The organism is Bacillota bacterium, from assembly GCA_040754675.1.
In the GTDB taxonomy this organism is placed as follows: domain Bacteria; phylum Bacillota; class Limnochordia; order Limnochordales; family Geochordaceae; genus Geochorda.
The window spans coordinates 1-22,568 of record JBFMCJ010000011.1 but is presented as its reverse complement, the minus strand read 5'-3'; the positions used below and the strand labels follow the sequence as shown (position 1 = coordinate 22,568).

General features: G+C 68.9%; 21 protein-coding genes and 1 tRNA gene. 4 read left to right on the top strand and 18 right to left on the bottom strand.

The window, feature by feature from the left end; genetic code table 11:
• Positions 1 to 145: 145 nt before the first annotated feature.
• From AB1609_01525 to coxB, 3 genes are all read right to left on the bottom strand, one after another.
• Positions 146 to 835, bottom strand: coding sequence for a cytochrome c oxidase subunit 3 (locus AB1609_01525; GenBank protein ID MEW6045153.1), 690 nt, complete (start codon positions 833 to 835; stop codon positions 146 to 148).
• 103 nt (positions 836 to 938) lie between these two features.
• A complete protein-coding gene (locus AB1609_01520; GenBank protein ID MEW6045152.1) occupies positions 939 to 2,714 on the bottom strand; it encodes a cbb3-type cytochrome c oxidase subunit I in 1,776 nt (591 codons plus the stop codon).
• Between the two features lie 45 nt (positions 2,715 to 2,759).
• Complete coding sequence (gene coxB, locus AB1609_01515; GenBank protein ID MEW6045151.1) at positions 2,760 to 3,602, bottom strand: cytochrome c oxidase subunit II; 843 nt, start codon at positions 3,600 to 3,602, stop codon at positions 2,760 to 2,762.
• Between the two features lie 215 nt (positions 3,603 to 3,817).
• Here coxB and AB1609_01510 point away from each other — a divergent pair, with 215 nt between their 5' ends.
• The 3 genes from AB1609_01510 to AB1609_01500 all read left to right on the top strand — a co-directional run bounded on the left by AB1609_01510 (position 3,818) and on the right by AB1609_01500 (position 7,283).
• Entirely contained in the window at positions 3,818 to 5,422 is a 1,605-nt protein-coding gene (locus AB1609_01510) for an ABC transporter substrate-binding protein (protein MEW6045150.1), read from the top strand.
• Positions 5,423 to 5,497: 75 nt separating this feature from the next.
• A complete protein-coding gene (locus tag AB1609_01505; protein MEW6045149.1) occupies positions 5,498 to 6,418 on the top strand; it encodes an ABC transporter permease in 921 nt (306 codons plus the stop codon).
• Entirely contained in the window at positions 6,384 to 7,283 is a 900-nt protein-coding gene (locus AB1609_01500) for an ABC transporter permease (GenBank protein MEW6045148.1), read from the top strand. The genes AB1609_01505 and AB1609_01500 overlap by 35 nt, the downstream gene beginning before the upstream one ends.
• A gap of 20 nt (positions 7,284 to 7,303) precedes the next feature.
• On the opposite strand, the gene AB1609_01495 is transcribed toward AB1609_01500, so the two are convergent.
• From AB1609_01495 to AB1609_01475, 5 genes are all read right to left on the bottom strand, one after another.
• Positions 7,304 to 7,768, bottom strand: a complete 465-nt coding sequence (locus AB1609_01495) for a hypothetical protein (protein ID MEW6045147.1) — start codon at positions 7,766 to 7,768, stop codon at positions 7,304 to 7,306.
• A 59-nt stretch (positions 7,769 to 7,827) separates the two neighbouring features.
• Positions 7,828 to 9,927, bottom strand: coding sequence for an elongation factor G (fusA, locus tag AB1609_01490; protein ID MEW6045146.1), 2,100 nt, complete (start codon positions 9,925 to 9,927; stop codon positions 7,828 to 7,830).
• Between the two features lie 113 nt (positions 9,928 to 10,040).
• The gene (locus AB1609_01485) at positions 10,041 to 10,766 is read right to left on the bottom strand and encodes a uracil-DNA glycosylase (protein ID MEW6045145.1); all 726 of its coding nucleotides are present in this window, start codon (positions 10,764 to 10,766) and stop codon (positions 10,041 to 10,043) included.
• Between the two features lie 20 nt (positions 10,767 to 10,786).
• Positions 10,787 to 11,092 (bottom strand): acylphosphatase, encoded by a 306-nt coding sequence (locus AB1609_01480; protein ID MEW6045144.1) that lies wholly within the window; start codon positions 11,090 to 11,092, stop codon positions 10,787 to 10,789.
• Positions 11,093 to 11,113: 21 nt separating this feature from the next.
• The gene (locus AB1609_01475) at positions 11,114 to 12,667 is read right to left on the bottom strand and encodes a hypothetical protein (protein MEW6045143.1); all 1,554 of its coding nucleotides are present in this window, start codon (positions 12,665 to 12,667) and stop codon (positions 11,114 to 11,116) included.
• A 120-nt stretch (positions 12,668 to 12,787) separates the two neighbouring features.
• Between AB1609_01475 and AB1609_01470 the strand changes: the two genes are divergently transcribed.
• Positions 12,788 to 12,865: transfer RNA gene (locus tag AB1609_01470), tRNA-Pro, on the top strand.
• Between the two features lie 4 nt (positions 12,866 to 12,869).
• Here AB1609_01470 and AB1609_01465 read toward each other — a convergent pair.
• From AB1609_01465 to AB1609_01420, 10 genes are all read right to left on the bottom strand, one after another.
• The gene (locus AB1609_01465; protein MEW6045142.1) at positions 12,870 to 14,105 is read right to left on the bottom strand and encodes an aspartate kinase; all 1,236 of its coding nucleotides are present in this window, start codon (positions 14,103 to 14,105) and stop codon (positions 12,870 to 12,872) included.
• Positions 14,106 to 14,109: 4 nt separating this feature from the next.
• A complete protein-coding gene (gene thrB, locus AB1609_01460) occupies positions 14,110 to 15,132 on the bottom strand; it encodes a homoserine kinase (protein MEW6045141.1) in 1,023 nt (340 codons plus the stop codon).
• Positions 15,119 to 16,240 (bottom strand): threonine synthase, encoded by a 1,122-nt coding sequence (gene thrC, locus AB1609_01455; GenBank protein MEW6045140.1) that lies wholly within the window; start codon positions 16,238 to 16,240, stop codon positions 15,119 to 15,121. Before thrC ends, thrB begins: the two co-directional genes overlap by 14 nt.
• 10 nt (positions 16,241 to 16,250) lie before the next feature.
• A complete protein-coding gene (locus AB1609_01450; GenBank protein ID MEW6045139.1) occupies positions 16,251 to 17,561 on the bottom strand; it encodes a homoserine dehydrogenase in 1,311 nt (436 codons plus the stop codon).
• Between the two features lie 140 nt (positions 17,562 to 17,701).
• Positions 17,702 to 17,977 carry an HU family DNA-binding protein gene (locus AB1609_01445; GenBank protein ID MEW6045138.1) on the bottom strand — a complete coding sequence of 92 codons (276 nt, stop codon included), beginning with the start codon at positions 17,975 to 17,977 and terminating at the stop codon, positions 17,702 to 17,704.
• 235 nt (positions 17,978 to 18,212) lie between these two features.
• Positions 18,213 to 19,691, bottom strand: a complete 1,479-nt coding sequence (gene spoIVA / locus AB1609_01440) for a stage IV sporulation protein A (GenBank protein MEW6045137.1) — start codon at positions 19,689 to 19,691, stop codon at positions 18,213 to 18,215.
• A gap of 128 nt (positions 19,692 to 19,819) precedes the next feature.
• A complete protein-coding gene (der, locus tag AB1609_01435; protein ID MEW6045136.1) occupies positions 19,820 to 21,196 on the bottom strand; it encodes a ribosome biogenesis GTPase Der in 1,377 nt (458 codons plus the stop codon).
• A 6-nt stretch (positions 21,197 to 21,202) separates the two neighbouring features.
• Positions 21,203 to 21,682, bottom strand: coding sequence for a DUF3189 family protein (locus AB1609_01430; GenBank protein ID MEW6045135.1), 480 nt, complete (start codon positions 21,680 to 21,682; stop codon positions 21,203 to 21,205).
• A gap of 33 nt (positions 21,683 to 21,715) precedes the next feature.
• Entirely contained in the window at positions 21,716 to 21,907 is a 192-nt protein-coding gene (locus AB1609_01425) for a hypothetical protein (GenBank protein ID MEW6045134.1), read from the bottom strand.
• A gap of 16 nt (positions 21,908 to 21,923) precedes the next feature.
• A partial coding sequence (locus AB1609_01420) for a YIEGIA domain-containing protein (GenBank protein MEW6045133.1) occupies positions 21,924 to 22,568 on the bottom strand: 645 nt, incomplete at its 5' end.

The following is a 22,568-nucleotide window of genomic DNA, read 5'->3' as shown; positions in this document are numbered from 1 at the left end:
CCCGAAGGTGAGGGTGTCGGAGAGGAGAAACAGCCACATCATCAGCTTGCCCCACGTCACCCGGAACGGCGAGGTGCCGCCTCCCCACTCCGACCCGGTCACGGCAGGGCGAAGTTGCGCCGCGTCCACCCGCGTCACACTCCTCTCAGATCCAGAAAAGGAGCACCCACAGATACAACCACAGAACGCCGATGAAGTGCCAGAAGACGGCACTTGCGTCCACCGTGGCGCGGACCTGCGCGACCGCGCTCGCCCGGCGGCTGCGGATCCACGCCCGGACAAGCCATCCCAGGCCCCCCGCCACGTGAAGCCCGTGGATGCCCGTCAACAGGTAGAAGAACGAACTGTGAGGCCTGCCGGCCGGCGTCACCCCGCCGCCCAGCAGCTGCCACCAGGCGACAGCCTGACCGGTCAGGAACGCGGCCCCCAGGATACAGGCCCACCCGAGGCCCGTGAGCAGCCCCTGCAGCTGCTCCCGCCGGCCGCGGGCGCGGCCCCACTCCAGCGCCACGCTGCTCGCCGCAATCAGCGCCGTGTTGAGGTACAGAAGCGGCGGCATGGGGCCGGCCTGCCAGTCCGGGGCAGTGCGGCGCACCAGGTAGGTGCTGGTGAAGCCGACGAACAGCATGGCGACCGCCGCCGTGAGCATCCACGCGCCGGTGACGGCCGGGCTGAACGCTGCCTCTGCGCCTGCCCCTCCCCATTCCCGGCCGCCGCCCGTGCCGCCTCCGTCAGGCGGGCCGCCTCCCAGCCCCGGGCGCTGGCGCGCCTGGTCGGGTGCCGGGCCCTCCCTGGCAAGAGCAGCTTGCCTTCCACTGAGCGTTCCCGTCCCCATTTCGCAACGTTCCCTTTCCAGTTTCGTGGTTTTCACGCCGCAGAGGGCCGGCCGGACCGACTGACCGTCAGTCGGTGGGGAAGGTCTGGTGACCGACCGTCAGTCAGCCGGTGGCGGGAGCCACCTGCCCGCCCGCCTGCCGGGCAACAGCCGTCACCGGCGCCTCGACCGGCACGTTCTGCGGGACGAAGTCCTGCGCCGCCTCGGGCAGGCTGTAGTCGTAGGCCCAGCGGTACACCACGACTTCCCGTTCACCCCAGTTGCCGTGCGGCGGCGGCGACGACGTCGTCCACTCCAGGGTGGTCGCCTGCCACGGGTTCTCGGCCACCCGCCGGCCCTTTGCCAGGCTGTAGACCACGTTGACCGCAAAGATCATGTGCGCCACGAACAGCACGAAGGCGGCCACCGAGATGAACCGGTTGAGCCCTTCGAGCCCCTGCAGGTAGCCGTAAAGCTGGGTGGAGTAGATGCGCCGCGGCATACCGGCGAGCCCGGCGAAGTGCATCGGGAAAAACGTGGCATACGTGGTCGGCAGCGCCAGCCAGAAGTGCAGCCGGCCGAGCCGCTCGTCCAGCGCCCGCCCGAACATCTTGGGGAACCAGTGATACAGCCCCGCGAAGACGCCGAACAGCGAGGCGCTCGCCATCACGAAGTGGAAGTGTGCCACCACGAAGTATGTGTCGTGCAAATACATGTCGACGGCCGGGTTACCCAGCATCAGCCCCGTCAGCCCTCCGGTCACGAAGACCGAGACGAAGCCGATGGCGAACAGCATCTGCGGCGTGAAGCGGATCTTGCCCCGCCACATGGTCGCCAGCCAGTTGAACGTCTTGATGGCCGACGGGACGGCGATGATGAGCGTGGTGGCCATGAACGCGGTTCCCAGCATGGGGTGCATCCCGCTCACGAACATGTGGTGGCCCCACACGAGGAAGCTCAAGAACGCGATGACTGCCATCGTCAGCACCATCACGGGGTACCCGAACACCGGCTTGCGGGCGTTGTTGGCGATGATGTCGGAGACGATGCCCATGCCCGGCAGGATGAGGATGTAAACCTCGGGATGCCCCAGGAACCAGAACAGGTGCTGCCACAGCAGCGGGTCCCCGCCGCCCGCCGCGATGACCTTGCCGCCGATGACCGACCCCGCCGGCAGGAAGAACGTCGTGCCCAGGTGCCGGTCAAACAGCAGCATGATCCCCGCTGCCAGCAGGACCGGGAACGACAGCAGCGACAGGATGGCGGTGATGAACAGGCCCCACACGGTCAGGGGCATCCGCATCATCGACATGCCGCGGGCGCGAAGCTGCATGACCGTGGTGATGACGTTGAGCGAGCCGAAGAGGAACGCCACGATGAGGATGGCCAGGCTCAGGAGCCATAGGGACTGGCCGATTCCCGAGCCCGGCGCTGCCTGCGGAACCGCCGACAGCGGCGTGTAGGCCGTCCACCCGCTCATGGGCGCCCCGCCGGGGGCGAAGAACGCCGCCACCAGCGGGATGAGCGAGAGGGCGTACAGCCAGTACGAGAGCATGTTGAGGAAGGGGAACGCCATGTCTCGAGCCCCGATCTGAAGCGGAACCAGATAGTTGCCGAACCCCCCCGTCAGCGCCGTGCTCAGCACGTAGAAGACCATGATGGTACCATGCATGGTCACCGTCGAAAGGTACGACCCCTGGTTGATGACGCTCCCCGGCCAGCCCAGCTCCAGCCGGATGACCATGGCCAGAACCCCGCCGATCAGGGCCATGAGAAAGGAGGTGGCCAGATACTGGATCCCGATGACCTTGTGGTCCTGGCTGAAGATGTAACGCCGGACGAGGCTCTCCCTGTGCTGCTCCTCGTGCGCCGCCCGCACGTCTTGCTCGAGGACTGCCATCTCTTGTACGCCTCGCTCCTTCCGCGCCGCCTCACGCTCCGGAGCTCAAAGGGCGCCCCGGGCGAACGAGGCCAGCCATGACTGGTACTCCTCAGGGGTTACCACCTTCAGGGTGCTTGCCATGACGTAGTGGCCTACCCCGCAGAGTTCAGCGCAGGCAATGGGAAACGTGCCCGCCTGGACCGGCGTGAACCAGATCTCCACGACTCGACCCGGGACGGCGTCCTGCTTGAAGCGCATGTTGGGGACGTAGAAGCTGTGGATGACGTCTTTGGACCGGATGAGCAGCCGCACCGGGCGGTTCACCTCAACGACCAGCTCGCGGCTCACGATGTCGTCCGCGGCGCCGGGGGCATCCGATCGGATGCCGAGCGGCGAACCCCGGCGGTCCGCGGTCAGGTCAACCGCCGCCAGCACGCCGTCAGGGCCCGGGTAGTGGAAGCGCCATCCAAACTGCTCGGCGACGACCTCCACGGTGCGCGCGTCGGCCGGGGGCGCGCTGTGCACCCGCAGCCAGAGGCTTCCCCCCAAAACGGTCAGGGCGATGAGCGTCACCGCGGTGATGGTGGTCCACCCTATCTCGAGCCCGCGGTGTTCGTGCCAGTGGCTCGCCCGGTGCGACTCGCCCCGCGAACCGAACCGCCACAGCGCCAGCCCGAGCGTCGCCTGAACCAGGATGAAAACCACGCTGATGACGGCAAAGATGATGCCAAACAGACGGTCGATGTCGGCCCCCTGCGACGAAGCGAGCGGCGGGAACCACCACCGGCGCATCGCCGCCCAGGTAGCCACCATCGCTCCACCCAGCATGGCCCAAACCAGCAGCGCCACCGCCACGCCGCGGCCCGCCTCGCGCCGGGCCGATACCGGTTCGATGTTGCCTGCCACGCGTTCTCCCACGCCTTCCCGTGAGGTGAGCGGGTGCCCGCAACGGTTCCGCGAACGCCTGGTTCGACGAAGACCTCTAATTACCCTTCTTACCGTTGGAACCCGACCGGCCGATCGTTCCCGGACAGAGCATTTTCCGAGGACGTTTGCCATCCCAGGAAGTGACTGTTGCCCGTCGAACATCGGGGACCAGCAAACCGAGGGGGGCGAAACAGGTGGGCATCTGGCGAACCAGGCTCGCAATCGGTCTTACCGGTGCGGCGCTTGTTGTCGCGTTCGTGGCCGTAACCGGCGTGGTATCGGCCGCCCAGCAACCACAAGCCGGCGGCGTGCTGAGGCTGTGGATGACCGAGGATCCACCGACCCTGGACGTTCAGATTGACACGCGGTTTTCCGTGTACAACCGGGCCCGCGATCTCTTCAACACGCTGCTCCGCTACAGCAAGGACGGGTATCGCCTGGAGCCCGAACTCCTCGCGTCCATGCCCACCGTCTCGGCCGACGGCCTCACCTACACGTTCACCCTCCGCTCCGGCGTACGCTTCCACGACGGGACGCCGCTGCGCTCCTCCGACGTGAAGTACACTTTCGAGCGCCTGCTGACCCCGGCGACCAAGTCCCCCAACACGTGGATCCTGGAGCCGGTGGTGGGCGCGAAGGAGATGCTCGAGGGAAAGGCCCAGCAGCTTGCCGGGTTGGAGATCATTGACGAGCTGCGCTTCCGGATCCGGTTGAGCTACCCGTATGCGCCGTTCCTGTCCCAGCTTGCGATGCCGCCGGTATCCATCTATCCGGAGAAGGCCGCCCGGGCGGCGGGTGAGAACTGGGGCCTGCAGCCCATCGGGACGGGGCCTTTCCGCTTCAAAGAGTGGCGGCGGGGTGAGCGGCTGGTCTTCGAACGCAACGCCGGCTACTTCGAGAAGCCCTATCCCTACGTGGACCGCCTCGAGTTCCGGATCGTTCCGGATGAAGCCACGGGCATCCTGGAGTTCGAGGCCGGCAACTTCGACATCACCGGCATTCCAGACGCCGACTTCGAACGCCTGACCCGGGACCCCCGCTGGAAGCCGTACATCGTCAGCCAGTCGTCGCTCAACACGTACTACTACATGCTCAACGTGAAGATCCCGCCGCTCAATGACGCGCGGGTGCGCAAGGCGATCGCCATGGCCATCGACAGGGAGGCGCTGGTGAACCAACTCCTCACCGGGCGCGCGCGGGTGGCCAACAGCTTCGTTTCACCGGGGATTCCGGGCCAGAAGGACCTGGAAGTGTACCCCTACAACCCGCAGGAGGCGCGCCGGCTCCTGGCGGAGGCCGGCTATCCCAACGGGTTCTCCATCGAGACCTGGCAGACGTCGAGCGAGACGTGGCTCCGCCGCAACGAAGCCATCCAGGCCATGCTCCGCCAGGTCGGGATCGACGTGAAGATCGTCCAGGTCGACTCGGCGTCGTACCGGCAGGCAAGGGGACAGGGCAACATCCCTATCATCCAGGGTAACTGGTGGGCAGACTTCCCTGACCCTGACAACTACCTGTACGTCTTCTTCCACTCCACCCAGAGCCGCAACTACTCGAGCAACTACGCGGATCCCCAGGTGGATGCGTGGCTCGAGCGGGCCCGGACGCTCACCAACTTCGATGAGCGGGCCCGGCTGTACCAGCAGGCCGAGCGCAAGATCGTGGTCGACGACGTGGCCGTGGTGCCGCTCTGGCACCTGCAGGACTTCGCCATCGTGCAGCCGTGGGTTCACGACTACTTCCTGCACCCGAGCGGCGTCGAAAACGCCCTCAAGTATGTGTGGCTTTCCAAGCGCTGATCTGAACCGGGCCATGCGGCTTCGGCTCAGGCAGGTGGCAGGCGGGCGGCGCTCCCGGCGGGGGGAGCGCTGCCCGTGACCCGCTACGTGCTGCGGCGGCTGGTGCAGGCCGTTCCCACGCTGTTCGGGCTTTCCGTGCTGGTCTTCCTCTTGATGAACTGGGTTCCCGGCAACCCCGTGGAGATGATGTTCGACCGCCGGCTCGACCCCGAGGCCGTCGAACGCATCTCCCGGGAACTGGGCCTGTATGATCCGCTGCCGGTTCAGTACGGACGGTTTTTGTGGCGGGCGCTGCACGGGGACCTGGGCCGGTCGCTGCGAACCCACCAGGACGTCACCCAGACCATCCTGCAGCGTTTCCCGGCCACGGTGCGGCTTGCCGTCTCCGCCATGCTGGTGGGGGTGACGCTGGGCCTTGCGGTCGGGCTGATCGCCGCCGTCTTCCAGAACCGGCCGGCCGACCGGGGTGCTATGCTCTTCGTACTCCTCGGTATCTCCATGCCGGTGTTCTGGGTCGCGATGGTGCTGCAGCTCTACTTCGGCTACCGGTGGAGGCTGTTGCCCATCTCGGGCTATTCGTCGGTGCCGCACATGGTGCTCCCGGCCATCGCCCTGGGCACCCGGTACGCCGCCTCCATCGCGCGCATGACGCGGTCCAGCATGCTGGAGGTGCTGCGGCAGGATTACGTCCGGACGGCCCGGGCGAAGGGGGCCTCGGAGCGGCTGGTGTTGCTGCGGCATGCCTTCAAGAATGCTCTCGTCCCCATCGTCACCCTCATCGGCCTCGAGGCCGGAGGGCTTTTGACCGGGGCCGTGCTGACCGAGTCGGTCTTTGGCATCCCCGGGTTGGGGCGGCTTGCCTATGAGGCCATCCTCTACCGGGACTACCTGCTGATCCAGGGGGTCGTGCTCTTTACCGCGGCGGTCTACATCCTGGCCAATCTGGCGGTGGACGTGGCGTATGCAGCGCTCAATCCCCGGATCCGTTACGATTAGCCTGGCAAGGCGGGCCGCAGGGTGGGCGCTCTGGAGGCCCCTCTGGTGGCCGCGCCTGCGACGCAACCGGATGGGGATGGCGGGGCTCATCCTGGCGGGTGTGCTCACGCTCGTCGCCATCCTGGCGCCGGTGCTGTCGCCTGCCGACCCTTACGAGGTCCACCTGGGGGAGCGCCTCAGGCCGCCCTCGCTTGCCCATCCGGCCGGCACGGACGACCTGGGCAGGGACCAGCTCGCGAGGATCCTCTACGGGAGCCGGGTCTCGTTGCTTGTGGGGTTCCTCTCTCCCACCATCTCGGGGATCATCGGGGTCGCCATGGGAGCGCTGGCCGGGTATTTCGGTGGGAGAATCGACTCGTTGATCATGCGGCTTTGCGACGTCCTGTTCGCCATCCCGGACCTGCTCCTGGCCATCGCCGTCGTCTTCGTGCTGGGACCGGGCCTGCAGAACGTCTTCATCGCGCTGGCAGCAGTGGGCTGGGCCGGTCTTGCCCGCATCGTGCGAGGCGAAGTGCTGAGCCGGCGCAATTTGGAGTACGTCGAGGCGGCCCGGGCGGCGGGGGCCAGCGAGCTGGCCATCCTCTTCCGCCACGTTCTGCCCAACTCGCTGGCGCCCGTCATCGTGTGGTTCACTCTCAGCATTCCGGGTGCCATCATGGCGGAGGCCGGCCTGAGCTTCCTGGGTCTCGGCGTACAGCCGCCGGTGCCAAGCTGGGGCCAGATGATCAGCTTCGGCCGCGGCTACCTGCGGTCCGCACCGTGGCTTTCGGTATTGCCCGGGTTCGCGCTGGGGCTCACCGTGCTGGCCTTTAACCTCCTCGGCGACGCGGTGCGGGACGCGGTCGATCCCCGGCTCAAGCCATAGGTGCGTCCCCGGGGCGTCCTTCAGGTGCCGCTTACCGCAAGGCCGCCGGCCACGGCCGACGTGAGCACGGCCAGCACGCTTCTCCAGGCCGCGGCCGACCACTGGATGGTGACCACGACGTCGGCAGGGGCGTCGGGTGCCCTTCCTGAGAGCCAAAAGGCCAGCGCCACCAGCAGGACTCCCACCGCCCCGCCGGTGAGCATGCCGGAACGGCCCGAGAGCCGCCCGGCCGTCCAGCCCCCTGCCGCCACGCACAAGTAGGCCGCGGCGATGTGGACCCAGCCGGGCAGCGCGGCAAGAAGACCGAACCGCTGGAGGGTGCCAAGCACCGCGGACCCGCCCACAATCAGGAAAAGGGCGAGCGCCGCGCCCAGCATGACCGCTCCCGCTGCCGGTGTGCCGGCCGCTCCCGAGCGGCCGCCCGCGGCCTCACGCGCACCTCCGCCCAGGCGACCGGTACCGGCAAACGCACCGGGGCCCCCCACGTCCCCCACCTCCTGCGCCACGCTATGCAGGGGGTGGGGCCCTTCATGCGGGCCAGACGCTAGGAAACCCGCTCCTTCTGGGCTGCGGCGATGATCTGCTCCGCGATGGGCGGCGGCACTTCCTCGTAGTGGTCGAACGTCGTCCGGAAGCGGCCCCGCCCGCCCGTGATGGAGCGCAGGTCTACGGCAAACCGCGCCATCTCCGCCATGGGCGCGTGGGCCCGGACGACCCGCAGGCCATCCCTGGCCTCCATGCCGATGATGCGCCCCCGCTTCTTGTTGAGATCGCCGATGATGTCCCCCATGAACTCCTCGGGCACCGTCACCTCGACGAGCACGATGGGCTCCAGCAGCACCGGGTTGGCATCCATGAACGCTTTCTTGAAGGCCATGGAGGCGGCAATCTTGAAGGCCAGTTCCGACGAGTCGACCGGGTGATACTTGCCATCGTACAAAGTCGCCTGGACGTCCACCACCGGGTAGCCCGCCAGCACGCCTTCCGCACAGGTCTCCCGGACGCCCTTCTCCACCGCGGGGATGTACTGCTTGGGCACCGCGCCGCCGAAAATCTTGTCGACGAACTCGATGCCCCTGCCCGGATCGATCGGCCCGACCTCGAGGAAGACCACCCCGTACTGCCCGCGCCCGCCGGTCTGCTTGACGTAACGGCCCTCCGCCCGCTGCGTCGTGCGGATGGTCTCCCGGTAGGGCACCCTGGGCTGGCTCAGTTCCATCTCGACGCCAAACTTCTTCTGAACCCGGCTGGTGACCACCTCGAGCTGCAGTTCGCCCATCCCGGACAGCAGGAGCTCGCCGGTCTCGGCCGACTTCTCGAGCCGGACCGTGGGGTCTTCCTCGGCGATGCGGGCCAGACCCGACGCGATCTTCTCCTCGTCCCCGCGCTTCTTGGCGTGCACGGCCATCGTGAGCACCGGCTCGGGAAACTGGATTCCGGGCAGCCTCAGCGCCCCGTCCTTCCCGGCCAGGGTATCGCCGGTGGCCGTCTCCTGGAGCTTGGCGATGGCGCCGATCTCGCCCGGACCAAGCTCCTCCACCTGTTGCTGTTCCTTGCCCTTCGGGATGAAGAGCTGCCCCACCCTCTCGTCCCGGCCTTTGCGGACGTTGAAGACGGTGGTATCCGACCTCAGCACCCCGGAATAGACCCGGAACAAATTGAGCCGTCCCACGTAGGGGTCCGAAATGGTCTTGAAGACCAGGGCGGCCAGCGGCGCGTCCGGGGACGGCGCCCGCTCCACCTGGCTCCCGGTCTTCGGGTCCTCCCCCACCACGGCCGGCGCGTCGGCGGGCGAGGGCAGAAGCTCAACGATGAGGCCCATCAGGCGCCGCACCCCGATCCCGCGGGTAGCGGACCCGCACGTGACCGGCACCAGCGTTCCCTGGTGGGAAGCCGCGCGCAGCGCCCGCGCCAGCTCCTCCGGGGTGATGGGCTGTTCTTCCAGGAACTTCGCCGTCAGCTCGTCGTCGGTAGCGGCTACCGCTTCCACCAGCCGCTCCCGCCACCGGCGCGCCTCGTCCTGCCACTGCCCAGGCACCTCGCCTGCCTGTTCAGCGCCGAACTCTTTGCCGGCGCGATACGCTTTCATCTCGATCAAATCGATGAAGCCCTGGAAGTGTTCCGCCTCGCCCATGGGGATCTGGACGGCGACCACTTTGGTGCCGTAAAGCCGGTGGAGCTGTTCGAAGGTGCGGCTGAAGCTCGCGTTCTCCCGCTCCATCTTGTTGACGAAGCAGAGGCGGGGGAGTACTCTTGCGCCCTCCCGGGGGTGGTCGGCCAGCTCCCACACCTGCTCGGAGCCGACCTCGACGCCCTGCGGCGCGGCATACACCACCACGGCACCCTCCACGACCCGCAGGGCGCCCACGACCTCGCCGACGAAGTCGAAGTAACCCGGCGTATCCAGCACGTTGAGGCGGCGATCCTGCCAGTCAAAGGTGGCCAGGGCCGCCTGAATGCTGATCTTCCGGCGAACCTCCTCAGGGTCGTAGTCGGTGGTGGCCGTGCCCTGGTCCACGCTGCCCAGGCGCGTCGTCGCTCCGCTCAAAAACAGCATGGCCTCCACAAGCGACGTCTTCCCCGAGCCGCCATGGCCGATGAGTGCCACGTTGCGAATCTGTTCGATTTGCCGCTCAGTTGCCACGTGCCCACGTCCCCCTCTGACGCCTCACGCCCGCCGCGTCGAGACTTGAAAGAGGCCTCTGTGTGGCGCCGTCCGCCACTTCGCCGCCGCGTTTTGGGCCTCCTGCCGATCGCCTATGACGCCTTCTCCTCGGAGAGCGCCCGCTGGACCATCTGCAGGTCCTGCCACGCCAGGGGCTTTTTCCCCGGGTCCCGCAGCAGGGCGGCCGGATGGAACGTAACCAGGTACCGGATGCCGTCCCGCACGAACCACCGGCCCCGGAGGGAACTGATGCTGCCCCTGGGTTCCACGAGCTGGTGCGCCGCGGTGGCCCCCAGGCACAGGATGACCTGCGGGCGTATCAGTTCAATCTGGCGGCGCAAGTTGGGCCAGCATGCCGCCATCTCCTCGGGGGTCGGCACGCGGTTGCTGGGCGGGCGGCACTTGACCACGTTGGCGATGTACACGTCCTGGCGGCGCAGCCCGATGGCGGCCAGCATCCTGTCCAGCAGCTGCCCGGCGGGCCCGACGAACGGGCGGCCGGTCTCGTCCTCAACCTGGCCCGGGCCCTCCCCGACCAGCATGAGCCGGGCCCTGGGGTTACCCTCACCGAACACCACCTGAGTGCAGCCCGCCCGGAGGCCGCAGCGCCGACAGCCTTTGACGACCGCCTCGAGGGCCGAAAGATCCTGCGCCCCTGCCAGAGCCCGCGTCCACTCCGCGTCGCCCGGCGTGCTGCCTCCCGCTACCTGGCGCGGCGAGGAGGCCGGAGCCTGGAGGGGCAGCGCCTCCTGCTCCGGTGCCGCTGCCGGACCGGGCCCCACGTCGAACAGCGAAAGCTGCCTGGCCTCGCCTATCACGTGCGCGTCCCACCCCTGCTCTAGAGGCCTGCGTCGTACCGTACCTCGAAATCTGTATAGCGACCGGCGGGGGGCGGGTGGTCCTTCTCAACCGACTCCACCCGGGCCCCCCTGGGCCCCCGCTCGAGCTGCCTGACAAGGGCATCGACCGCCTCAGCGGGCCCTTCCACCCAGACCTCCACCCGCCCGTCGGGGAGGTTTCGCACCCACCCCACGAGGCCCAGGCGGCGAGCCTCCCGCCGGGCAAAGGCACGAAAGCCGACGCCCTGCACGATCCCGTCCACCACCACGTGAGCCGCCTTCACCGCGCCACCCGGACCGGTCATGTCCTGCTGCCGTGCCTCCTGCTACGGGTGCCCCGCTGACCATGGTGAACGGAGCGTCAGCTCACGAACCGTCGCATCGTACGTCACGTCCCATCCCAGGGGCCGCACCGCGTCAAAGGGAACGAACAGCCGGCCTGCGGCCGGGTCGAATTGCGGCGACACGGAAAGCGGGGTGCTCATACGGTCGCCCTGAGCAGCCGCAAGCCCCGGATAAAGCCGGACGCGGCTCGTGCCCGCCCGAAGCACGGCCTGCCCGCTTGCCTTGTCGTACTCGACTGCCACCGGAATCACCCGGCCCATCTGCTCCACGTCGATCAGGGGACGGTCCCCCTCCCACCGGAGGCGGAGCCCCGCCGGGGGGGCCTGCTGGCCGTCCACCCGCACCACCACGTAGCCGGGCCGTTCCGGCCTTAGAACGTCCACAGCCCCATCGCGCCCGATGATCGCAAGCCTCCCGTCGGAAAGGCGCGCGAAGTCCGGGACCGGCCCCGGCCAGCTCACCTGGGCCAGGGGAACCAGCCGGTCGCGCTCGACCCTGACGATCTGAATCCCCGAACGCCCGGCTCCCTCGAGCACGAGGACGGGACGACGATCAGCGTCGCCCGGTTCCGTCGCGGCTGCCCGAACCCATCCCAGCTCGATGCGGAACCGCTGCTCCGGGTCGTAGGCCAGCTGTTCCACGGCCAGCCTCTGACCGTCCCAGGCGTACACATAGACCAGGTTGCGGTCGGTCACCACGACCAGCCCGGCCGGCGCCTGGAGAGCGCCCTCGGCGGCAGCCTGCTGAAGAAGGGCCTGCGCCGGCCATGAGACGGCCGCCATGGCCGTCACCTGCCCCCATGGGAAGGCGGAGGCGAAAGAAGTGAGGTTGCTGCCCGTCCACCGGTAGAGGTTAACCGGGCCGCCGGGCTCGGCCGTCGCCACCTCGCTTCTCCCGTCCCCGTCGAAGTCACCGGCCGCCACCCCCTGGGTTCGGCTGCCCGGAGCGCTTCGCCAGACCCGGCGGTAGCCGCCGCCTGCTGCCGCGCTGAAGATGAACAGTTCGCCGCTTGAGTTGGTGGCCAGGATCTCGGCAGGGGGACGCCCGTCCAGCTCGGCCGTGACGATCTGGCGGGCGGCCCCGAACAGGTATCCGCTCACGGGAACGGAGAGCGGCCGCTCCCCCACGGAACGTACGCGTATGAGGGAACCGGCCCCTCCGGTTCCCGCAATCAGGTCCTGGGATCCGCTGCCATCCAGGTCGGCGGCCGCGAGCGCCGTCACCCCGGTGGGCACGGACAGCCGGAAGCTTGAGGCCCAGCGGTTGTCGGCGGTGAGTTGCCCCACCTCCAGCCGGTCCGCGTATCCGATCGCGAGCAGGTCGCCATCAGCCGGGCCGTGCAGCCAGAGGATGGCCTGCACGCCGGTCAGGACGCTTGCTGCGGCGCGCACGTAGGCGGCCGCGGCCGACGGGGGCTTCGGCTGCGCCGTACCGGCGCGAGCCGACGCGGCCAGCGCCAGGACGAGAAGGGCCGCGACCGCACGGCCTTGCAGCTTGCGCGCGGCTTGCCGCCTTGCGGGTCCGGCTGAGGGCAACGCAATGCCTCCGAGCAGCGAGCATTCGGCTCCCGGCGCGCATATCCTGCCGCATTGCCGCCGCACCAGCGTTGGTCGCGTTGACGGCGGGCGGCCCGTGTGCTATCGTAAAGGCAGCGTCGGGGCGTGGCGCAGTTTGGCTAGCGCGCTACCTTGGGGTGGTAGAGGTCGCCCGTTCAAGTCGGGTCGCCCCGACCATTTTCTATGCCTCTTGCTCTTCGTCCGTGGCCCCCAGTCCAAACGCCTGGTGAACCGCCTGGACCGCGTCTTCCAGCCTGGCCTCGTCGATCAGGCACGAAACCTTGATCTCTGAGGTCGAGATGGCCTGGATGTTGATCCCTTGCCCGGCCAGCGCCCCGAACATGCGGGCGGCCACCCCGGGGTTGCTGACCATTCCCGCCCCCACCACCGACACCTTGCTCACGGAGGCGTCGTGGCGGACTTCTCCGGCGCTCAGTTCGACCGATACCCGGTGGGCGATGGCCAGGGTTTGATCCAGGTCGGTGCGCGCCACCGTGAATAGCAGGTCCGTCGTCTCCTGCTGTTTGGCCGTCTGGACGATCATGTCGACGTTGATGCCGGCGGCGGCAAGCTCCGAGAAGAGCCGGAAGGCTACACCCGGCCTGTCCGGCACGTCGATGATCACCACCTTGGCCACGTTGCGGTCGTGCGTGACGCCGGTGACGACCATCGCCTTTTCCAGATTGGCCTCGGGCACGACCCGCGTTCCCTCCCGCTCGCTGAAGCTCGAACGCACATGTATCACCACCCCGTGCTGTGCAGCCAGTTCCACGGAGCGTGGCTGGAGCACCACGGCCCCGAGGCTTGCCATTTCCAACATCTCACTGTGGGAGATGACCGGCAGCAGCCGGGCGTCCGGCACGACCCGGGGGTCTGCCGTATACACCCCGTTCACGTCAGTGTAAATCTCGCAGACGTCCGCCTGCAGTGCCGCGGCCAGCGCGACCGCGGTGGTGTCGGATCCGCCCCTGCCGAGCGTGGTGATGTCCATGTGGTCGGTGACACCCTGGAAGCCGGCGACGACCACCACCCGCCGGGCATCCAGCTCCTTGTGCAGCCGCTCGGTGGAGATGCGGCGGATGCGCGCCCGCGTAAACATCCCGTCGGTGTGGATGCCCACCTGCGAGCCGGTCAGCGAGATGGCCTCCACACCCAGTTCGGCCAGCGCCATGGCCACCAGCGCGATGGACACCTGCTCGCCGGTGGCGAGCAACACATCCAGTTCACGCTGGGGCGGCCGGGCCGTGACCTGCCTGGCCAGGTCGATCAACTGGTCGGTGGTGTGCCCCATCGCCGATACGACCACGACCACCTGGTGCCCCTGGCGAAACGTGCGGGCGATGCGCTGCGCCACGTTGCGGATCCGTTCCGGAGTAGCCACGGACGTGCCGCCGAACTTCTGAACGACCAGTCCCATACCGCTACACCGACCCCTGCTCTCCCTCGGATGAATCCCGCCGGATCCGGAGCCGCGCGCCCTCCGAGGCCGGCTCCAGCGCGAAGCGGCGGGCGTTGAGCCCGTAACGTGAAAAAGCCCGCGCCATCGCGTCCCCCACGGCCTCCGCCTGTTGGGGGCGGCACAGCGCCAGCACCGAAGGCCCAGAACCGCTCAGGCTCGCCCCGTAAGCGCCTGCCTCGATGGCCGCCCGCATGACCGCGTCGAGGCCGGGCACGAGTGCCTGCCGGTAGGGTTGGTGCAGGCGGTCCGCCATAGCCTCCCGGAGAAGCTCGAACCGGCCGGTGGTGAGCGCCGCCACGACCAGCGAAGTCCCGCCCACGTTGAACACGGCATCGCCGAGCGGCACCTCGGCGGGCAGTACCCGCCGCGCCTGCTCGGTGGACAGCTTCAGGGGCGGGACGGCCACCACGGCCACCAGTTCGCCGCGCGGCACGGGAACCCGGACGGCGGTCACACCGGCGCTCCCCATCCGGCACGTCACGAATCCGCCCACAGCGGCCGCCGCAGCGTTGTCCGCGTGACCCTCGATGGCGGCCGCCATGGCAAGGAGCCGCTCGTAAGCGAACGGCGAACCAACCAGGGCGTTGGCGCCCCACAGGCCGGCCACTGCCGCCGCGGCGCTCGAACCCAGTCCGGCGGCCAGAGGGATGGCGTTGGCCTCTTCGATTTCCACGGCGAATCGCCCGGCCCATGCAGGAGCCGCTGCGGCCTCAAAAACCCGCATCGCCGCCTGCCAGACGCGGTTGACGGCGGGGGTCCGGTCGATCTCGTCCGCACCCTCGCCGGTCACGAAAAGCCCGGCCAGAGACGGCGGCCACCCGCCCGAGCCCGAGGGTGTGGTCACCCAGCGCATGGTCACCCGCAGGCGCAGTTCCAGGGCGACCGCGAGCGCGTCGAACCCGGGGCCCAGGTTTGCCGAAGAGGCCGGTACCTCGACGAACGCCGCCTTGACCTCGGGCCCCGGGCTCCCCTCAGGGCCGGGCACCGACACTCACGCCCTCCACACCTGCGCCCCCCGGGCTTGTCCCGTCCCAACTCTCCAGCACCGCCGCCACCGCTTCGACCGTGGCCTCGGCCCGGACGGTCTGGCCGGGCCTGCCCATAGCCAGCGCCCGGTCGGGATCTTTCAGGCCCGACCCGGTCAGCACCGCCACGATGGGACCGGATGCGCGCTCGAAGTAGCCCCCCTGCGCGAGCTTGATAACACCCGCCACGCTTGCCGCCGAAGCGGGCTCGCAGAAGATGCCCTCTTCCCTGGCCAGCGCCTCCTGCGCCTGCAGGATGGCCGCATCCGTGACCGCCTCGAACAGCCCTCCCGATTCGTCCCGAGCCCTGACCGCGCCCTCCCAGCTTGCCGGCCGGCCGATCCGGATGGCGGTCGCCACCGATTGAGGGCGTTTCACCGGGTGTCCTGCCACCAGCGGCGCCGCTCCTGCAGCCTGAAAGCCCAGCATCATTGGCCCGCGGCTGGTCAGGCCGCGCTGGCGGTACTCGGAAAAGCCTTTCCAGTAAGCGGTAATGTTGCCGGCGTTGCCCACAGGGATGGCCAGATAGTGCGGCGCGTCGCCCAGTTCGTCGCAGATCTCGAACGCTGCGGTCTTCTGCCCCTCGAGGCGCGCCGGGTTGATGGAGTTCACCAGTTCCACCGGGTAGCGCCGGCTCATCTCCCGCACAATCGATAGGGCGGCGTCGAAGTTGCCCTCGACCTCCACCACCACGGCCCCGTACGCCACGGCCTGCGCCAGCTTCCCCGCCGCCACCGCCCCCGCCGGCAGGATCACGAAAGCCCCCATCCCGCCCCTGGCCGCATACGCGGCAGCCGAGGCAGCCGTGTTGCCGGTGGAAGCGCAGATGACCGCTCTGCGCCCGCGGTGACGGGCCAGCGACACCGCCACCGTCATGCCCCGGTCCTTGAACGACCCCGTGGGGTTGTGGCCTTCCAGTTTGGCGTAAAGCGGCACCCCGAGGCCGAGCCTGCGCTCGAGCCGGGCCAGCCGCAGCAGCGGCGTGTCCCCTTCGCCCAGCGTCACCGCCTCCAGGCCGTCGGGCAAGGCAAGCCAGGAGCGGTATCGCGCCACGACTCCGCGTTCCATGAGTCCCGTTTCAACCTCCTACGACCCGCATGGGCGGGCCCGTTCGCACGACCACGGGAAGCCTCCCCACGGTGTGCAGGACGGCCTCAACCGAGGCCAGCGGCGCCTCGTGGGTGACGAAGACGAGGTCCACCGGGTCCTCCCCGCGCCCCTTCTGGATGACCGACTCGATGCTCACCGCGTGCTGCCCGAACACGGCCGCAATGGCCGCCAGCACGCCCGGCCTGTCCACCACCTGCATGCGGACGTAGAAGCGGTGCACGGTCCGGCCCGGGTCGGCCGTGGCCACCCGCTGCCCCGGTACGAACGCCTCCGGCAAGGCTCCGTTCGCCTCCTGCCGGTGGCCGGAGCTCGCCCGGCGCGCCACGTCCATCACGTCGCCCAGGATGGCCGCCGCGGTCGGGTCGCCCCCGGCTCCGGCCCCGTAGAACATCAGGTCCCCGGCGGCCTGCGTGACGAGCACCACCGCGTTGTTGATGCCCCGCACCTGGCTGAGCGGGTGGCGTTTCGAGACCAGCGCCGGCCCGACCCAGGCCTCAACACCGTCTTCCCGCAAGAACGCGAAGGCCAGGAGCTTGATGGTCAGCCCCAGTTCCGACGCGTACTGGATGTCCCGCGCATCCACCCCCACAAGCCCGCTCACGTGAACGTCTTCGGGCGCAAGCCACCCGTCGAAGGCCAGCGAGACCAGCACGGCCAGCTTGCATGCGGCGTCGAACCCCGAAATGTCGGCCTGGGGATCCGCCTCGGCGTACCCGCGGAGTTGGGCCTGCGTGAGTGCCTGGGCCAGGGTGGTCGAGGACGACTCTGTCATCTCGGTCAGGATGAAGTTGGTGGTGCCGTTGAGGATGCCCATCAGCCCCACCACCCGGTCCGACGCAAGCGACTCCCTGATGGGCCGGATGATGGGAATGGCTCCACCCACCGCCGCCTCGAAAAGCAGCGGCACTCCCCGCTCTGCGGCAAGCTGCAGGAGCTTCGGCCCATGCCGGGCCATGACCAGCTTGTTGGCCGTCACCACAGGTTTCCCGGAGGCGATGGCGTGGCGGATGGCGGAAAACGCAGGCTCTTCGCCGCCCATGACCTCAACGACCACGTCCACGTCGCCCTGCTCCACCACTTCGAGCGGGTCGGCGTGGACGTCCACTCCGTGCGGGAGGATCGGCCGGGGCTTCGAAGGGTGCCGGACGGCCACCCGGCGCAGCACGATGGGACGGCCCGTCCGGGAGACGATGCGCGTGGCGTCGCGTTCCAGGGCCCTGGCAACAGCCTGCCCCACGGTGCCGAAGCCCAGCATACCTACCCGCAGCGTCTCGTTCAACGTAAGAGCCTCCGTCTCGCCGGGATCGGACCCGCGCTTTTGGGTGCCATTATAGATCGCCACGAACGCACAAAACAGAAGGGATGCCCCGCTTGGAGAGGCACCCCTTCTGAACCTCGCGAGCCCTTAGCGGCCCCGCGTCAGCGGGCCACCGCGTCCTTCAGCGCCTTGCCGGCCTTGAACGCGGGCACCTGGCGGGCGCCGATCTGGATCTCCTTGCCCGTCTGCGGGTTGCGGCCCTTGCGGGCGGCCCGCTTGCGGACCTCGAAGCTCCCGAAGCCAACGAGCTGAACCCTCTGCCCCTGTGCCAGCGCCTCGGTGATCGCCTCAAAGACTGCATCCAGTGCGCGCCCGGAGTCCTTCTTGGTGAGCCCGGTCTTATCCGCGATCCTGTCAATCAGCTCGGCCTTGGTCAAAACTGCTCATCTCCTTTCGCCCTTCCGGCTAGACTGCTCAAGGTCTTCCCGCGATGGCTTCCGGAAACGCCGTCAAGCACGCTGTAGCTTATCCGCGCGCGGATCCGCGTATTCGGCGCGCCCGCCAGCGCTCGCCCCTTCGGCAATCGCGGACTGGAAATTGCTCCGGGGCGCTGTTTCGCTACTCGTCGGGATCCTCCTGCTGAAGTTCGACTGTTCCGCGTAAAATCTGGCCTCACAAAATGATACAGATGAGGCCGCCGCTTCCCTCGTTGATGATGCGGGTCAGCGTCTCCTGCAGCTTCTGCTGGGCGTTCTCGGGCAGGCGGTGCAGCTTGCTCTGGATGCCCTCCCGCACCAGGTCCTGCAGCGACCTGCCCAGGAACTCCGACTGCCACATCTTCTCGGGGTTCTCGTCGAACAGGCTCGACAGGTACCGCGCGAACTCCTCGCCCTGGCGTTCCGTTCCCACGAACGGCGTCACCTCCGTAGTGACGTCCGCCCGCACCATGTGAATGGTGGGCGCGCTCGCCTTGAGCCGCACCCCGAACCGGTGGCCCTGCCGGATGAGTTCCGGTTCCTGGAAGGAGATCTCCTCCTTGCGGGGCGTGACGACGCCGTAGCCCGTGGCCCGCACCTGCGCCAGCGCCTCGCTGAGGTAGTCGAACTCCTGCTTGGCCCGCACCAGCTCCTGCACCAGGCGGATGAGGTGGTGGTCGCCGTCGATCTCCGCTCCCGTGATCTCCCTCAGCACCTGGTAGAAGAGCGACGCGGGCGTCTGCACCTCCGCCGTGGCGCAGCCGGTGCCCAGGTCCATCTCTGCCAGGATGGCCGAGGCTACCAGCTCATGCTCGCCCAGCCTCCGGACGGCGGTCTGCACGTCCCGCACCCGCTGCACGGACTGCAGGTGATCCTGCACCGCCTCAAACAGCCGCTGCCGCACCCAGTGATCCTCGTTCAGTTCCTGCACCCAGCGGGGCACGCAGATGCCCACCTCCCGCACGGGGAACTCCCAGAGCAGTTCCTGCAGGATGGCGAGCAGTTCGTCGTGGGTCATGCGAAGGGCGTCTACCGGCAGCACCGGCACCCCGTAGCGGTCGCGAAGGGTGGCTGCAAGCTGCTGAGTCGACGGGTCGGCGGGGTGGATTGAATTCAACAGCACGAGGTAGGGCTTGCCCAGTTCCCGGAGTTCACCGATGACCCGCTCCTCGGCAGGGACGTACGCCTCGCGGGGGATGTCGGTGATGCTGCCATCGGTGACGACCACGAGCCCGATGGTGGAGTGCTCCGTGATGACCCGGCGGGTGCCGATCTCGGCGGCCTGCTCGAAGGGGATCTCCTCTTCGAACCAGGGCGTGCGCACCATGCGCGCCCGGCCGTCCTCTTCGTAGCCGAGGGCGCCCCGAACCGTGTAGCCGACGCAGTCCACCACCCGCACCTTGACGCGGATGGGCTCCTGCAGCACCACCTCGACGGGCTCGTCCGGGACGAAGTCCGGCTGGGTCGTCATGATGGTCCGGCCGGCGCCGCTCTGGGGGAGCTGGTCGCGTGTCCGGCTGGTCTGGTCCGGGTCGTGGATGGCAGGCAGCACCAGGAGTTCCATGAACCGCCGGATGAACGTGGACTTGCCGGTACGCACCGGCCCTACGACCCCGATGTAGATGCATCCTCCCGTACGCTCGGCCATGTCTCGGAAGACGTCAAAGCGCTCCACACGAGACCACGCTCCTCTGTTGAGCGGCCCCGGCTGGACGCATGGGATTCGCCGGGCACCTTGCGCTATCGGCTGTTACATGGTATGGGCCAGGCTGTGGAGGTATGACGATATGAGGGGAAGGATTCTCAGCGGGTGACGGGGCGGCGCGCGGGGACCTGCACCCAACGCACGGGGGTTCCCGTCAGGTCGAAGCGCTCACGTAGCCGGTTTTCGAGGTAGCGGAGGTAGCCTTCGGGAAGCTCCCCGGCGCCGCGCAGGCGCAGGGCGAACGTGGGCGGGGAAGTGCCCACCTGGCTTACGCTGGCGATGCGCACCCCCCGGCGGCCCCTGGCCGGCGGCGGGTGCGTGGCTTGGGCCTCGCTGACGGCGGCCTCGAGGGCTTCCGGGTCCAGCCTCAGGGCACGGCGGGCGGCGGCCTGCAGCGCGCCGTCCACCAGGGCCGCCACGTTCCAGCCCCGCAGGGCGGAGATGAAGTAGACGGGGGCCCAGTCGAGCCGTGCCGCTGCGTGCCGCACGGCCGGGACGTACGCGTCCACCCGGTCGCCGGGCCGGCCGACCAGGTCCCACTTGTTGACGGCCAGCACCACGGCCAGGCCGAGCGATGCGGCCCGCCCTGCGAGGCGCGACTCCTGGAAGGTGACCCCCTCCGATGCATCGATGACGACCACGGCAACGTCGGCACGGCGCATGGCGGCCAGCGCCCGGCTCACCGCAAGCTGCTCCACGTCGCCGGCTCCAGGGCGCGCCTTGCGCCGGATCCCAGCGGTGTCGACCAGGGTGATGGGCCGCCCCCTAAACTCCAGCGAAACGTCCACAGCGTCCCGAGTGGTGCCGGCCTGCTCGTAAACGGCGACACGCTGCTCCCCCACGATGGCGTTGACCAGCGCCGACTTGCCCACGTTGGGCCGGCCGATGATCGCGATTCGCACGCCGGCGGTGCCGTCCTCAGGCGCCCCGGCCGGGTCCCTCGCCGATCCGGGAGCGTCCGCCTGCGGCTGCGCCACGAACTCGAGGCGCTCCACGATGCGGTCCATGAGGTCCCCGACGTTGCGGCCGTTGGCCGCCGAGACCGGGATGACCTCCCCGAGGCCCAGGGCCGCGAACTCGTGGACGGCGGGTTCGAGGGCGGGCGCATCCACCTTGTTGGCGACGAGAAGGCAGGGTTTGTCGAGAGTTCGCAGCCACCCGGCCAGCTCGCGATCGGACGGCAGCAGCCCGTCGCGGGCGTCCACCACGAAGAGGATGAGAGCAGCTTCCCTGAGCGCGGCCGCCGCCTGGGACCAGATGGCGCCACTGACGCCGTCCCCGGGGCGCGCTTGCAACAGGCCACCGGTGTCGATGACCTGGAAGGTGCGGCCCCTCCACCGGGCCGGCGCCACCAGGCGGTCCCGGGTGACGCCCGGCTGGGGGTGCACGATGGCCACCCGCCGGCCCGCCAGGCGGTTGAAGAGGGTGGACTTGCCGACGTTGGGCCGCCCGACGATGGCTACCTTGGCGATCACAACTCTTCAGGGATGCTCTGCGCTGCCGGACCGGCAGCGGGCGCGCGTCTCCCTCACCAGCGCCGCGATTTGGGGGTAGGCCCTTCTCGTTCCCCAGATTACCAGAGGCCGGCCGACTCTGACCAGCCCGAGGCGCCGGGAGAGGTACCCTCCGATTCGCATCCAGGCGTTGACGCACGGCAGGGTATCGACGAGCAGGATCTCCCTGGCTTCCCCGCCCGCCAGCCTGTACCCGGTCGTCAGAGCGTTTTGCGCCAGAGTGTGGTGCGGCCCGTGCCCCATGACGAAGACCTGGTGGCCGTCCGCGTCCTGCCCGACCGGAAGCAGCTCACCCCACCGGTTGGCCGGGGTTTTGTCGAAGTACGGGGCTGAGGCGATGGCACGCCCGTCCGGCACCCGCCCGTCGTCGGGGAGCAGCCCCACGTGGATGGCCGCGGCCACCGGCGACGAATGCGCCCCGCCGAAGCAGTGGTAGACGATGTACATCTCCCCAAAAGAGGCCTCCGTCTGTTTGCCCGCCTAATGGCGCATGATGATGAGCGTTCCAGGCGATACCTCGTGGGCGCTGGCCAGGGCGACCCGGCTCAGGTACAGAGCGATGCGTTCCAGCTCCTCGCCGTCCCTGGCGTAAAACACGGGCGCCCCCTCGGCCCGGTAGTCGGCCTGGGTGGTCACGATGGCCAGGATCCACTCGCTGGCCCGGATCCGCACGTCGCCCAACAGCGCCTCACCCCCCTCCCGGCCTGCCGCCTCGGTCGCGCAGCGATCGGGGCAGCACGCCGTCCGGACGCTCCCGGTACCCCGTGAGCCGGATGCTGGCCTCCAGGACGGGCGCGTTGCGGATGGCGCTCGCTATCTCGTCGAAACTGGCGACCTGTGGCAGGATCACCACGATCACCGCGTCCTTCTGCACGTGGCGACGGGCCACCGGAGCGAACTCGGGTTCGTCGACGTCCATGAACACCCCGACCCGGGAGACCACGTCGTGCACGATGGCCTGCCGCTGTCCCGGGCTTGCCAGCGTGGCGGCAGCCGCCTCGTCCTTGGGTTCGATGACGGCCGCGAAGGCCTGCCTCAGGTACACCTCTCGCGCCTGGGAACGCCCTACGTTCAGGAGAACTGCCCCCTCGACCGTCAAAAGCGGGCCGTCGAACTCGATGCGCGCCGGCCGGACGCTGGCGATGTCGCCGACCTTGGGCCCCCAGGCGCTGCGCCCGATGGTCACCAGGGCGGCCCCCGCCATCGCCGCGGTGATGAGGAGCGCCCCTCCGGCCGGCGGGCGCGTCAACGTCAGGACGGTGCTGACCAGGAGCGCCACCAGCATGGCAAGGTAATTGCGCGCTTCGAAGACCCGGGCGATTCCCTCGATGTA

What these genes read in the sequence shown, in the direction of transcription:
- AB1609_01525 (MEW6045153.1), bottom strand. Translation starts at nt 835, where the DNA reads ATGGGGACGGGAACGCTCAGTGGAAGGCAAGCTGCTCTTGCCAGGGAG.
- AB1609_01520 (MEW6045152.1), bottom strand. Translation starts at nt 2,714, where the DNA reads ATGGCAGTCCTCGAGCAAGACGTGCGGGCGGCGCACGAGGAGCAGCAC.
- AB1609_01500 (MEW6045148.1), top strand. Translation starts at nt 6,384, where the DNA reads ATGCAGCGCTCAATCCCCGGATCCGTTACGATTAGCCTGGCAAGGCGG.
- AB1609_01480 (MEW6045144.1), bottom strand. Translation starts at nt 11,092, where the DNA reads ATGACCGGTCCGGGTGGCGCGGTGAAGGCGGCTCACGTGGTGGTGGAC.
- AB1609_01465 (MEW6045142.1), bottom strand. Translation starts at nt 14,105, where the DNA reads ATGGGACTGGTCGTTCAGAAGTTCGGCGGCACGTCCGTGGCTACTCCG.
- thrC (MEW6045140.1), bottom strand. Translation starts at nt 16,240, where the DNA reads ATGGAACGCGGAGTCGTGGCGCGATACCGCTCCTGGCTTGCCTTGCCC.
- AB1609_01430 (MEW6045135.1), bottom strand. Translation starts at nt 21,682, where the DNA reads ATGTACATCGTCTACCACTGCTTCGGCGGGGCGCATTCGTCGCCGGTG.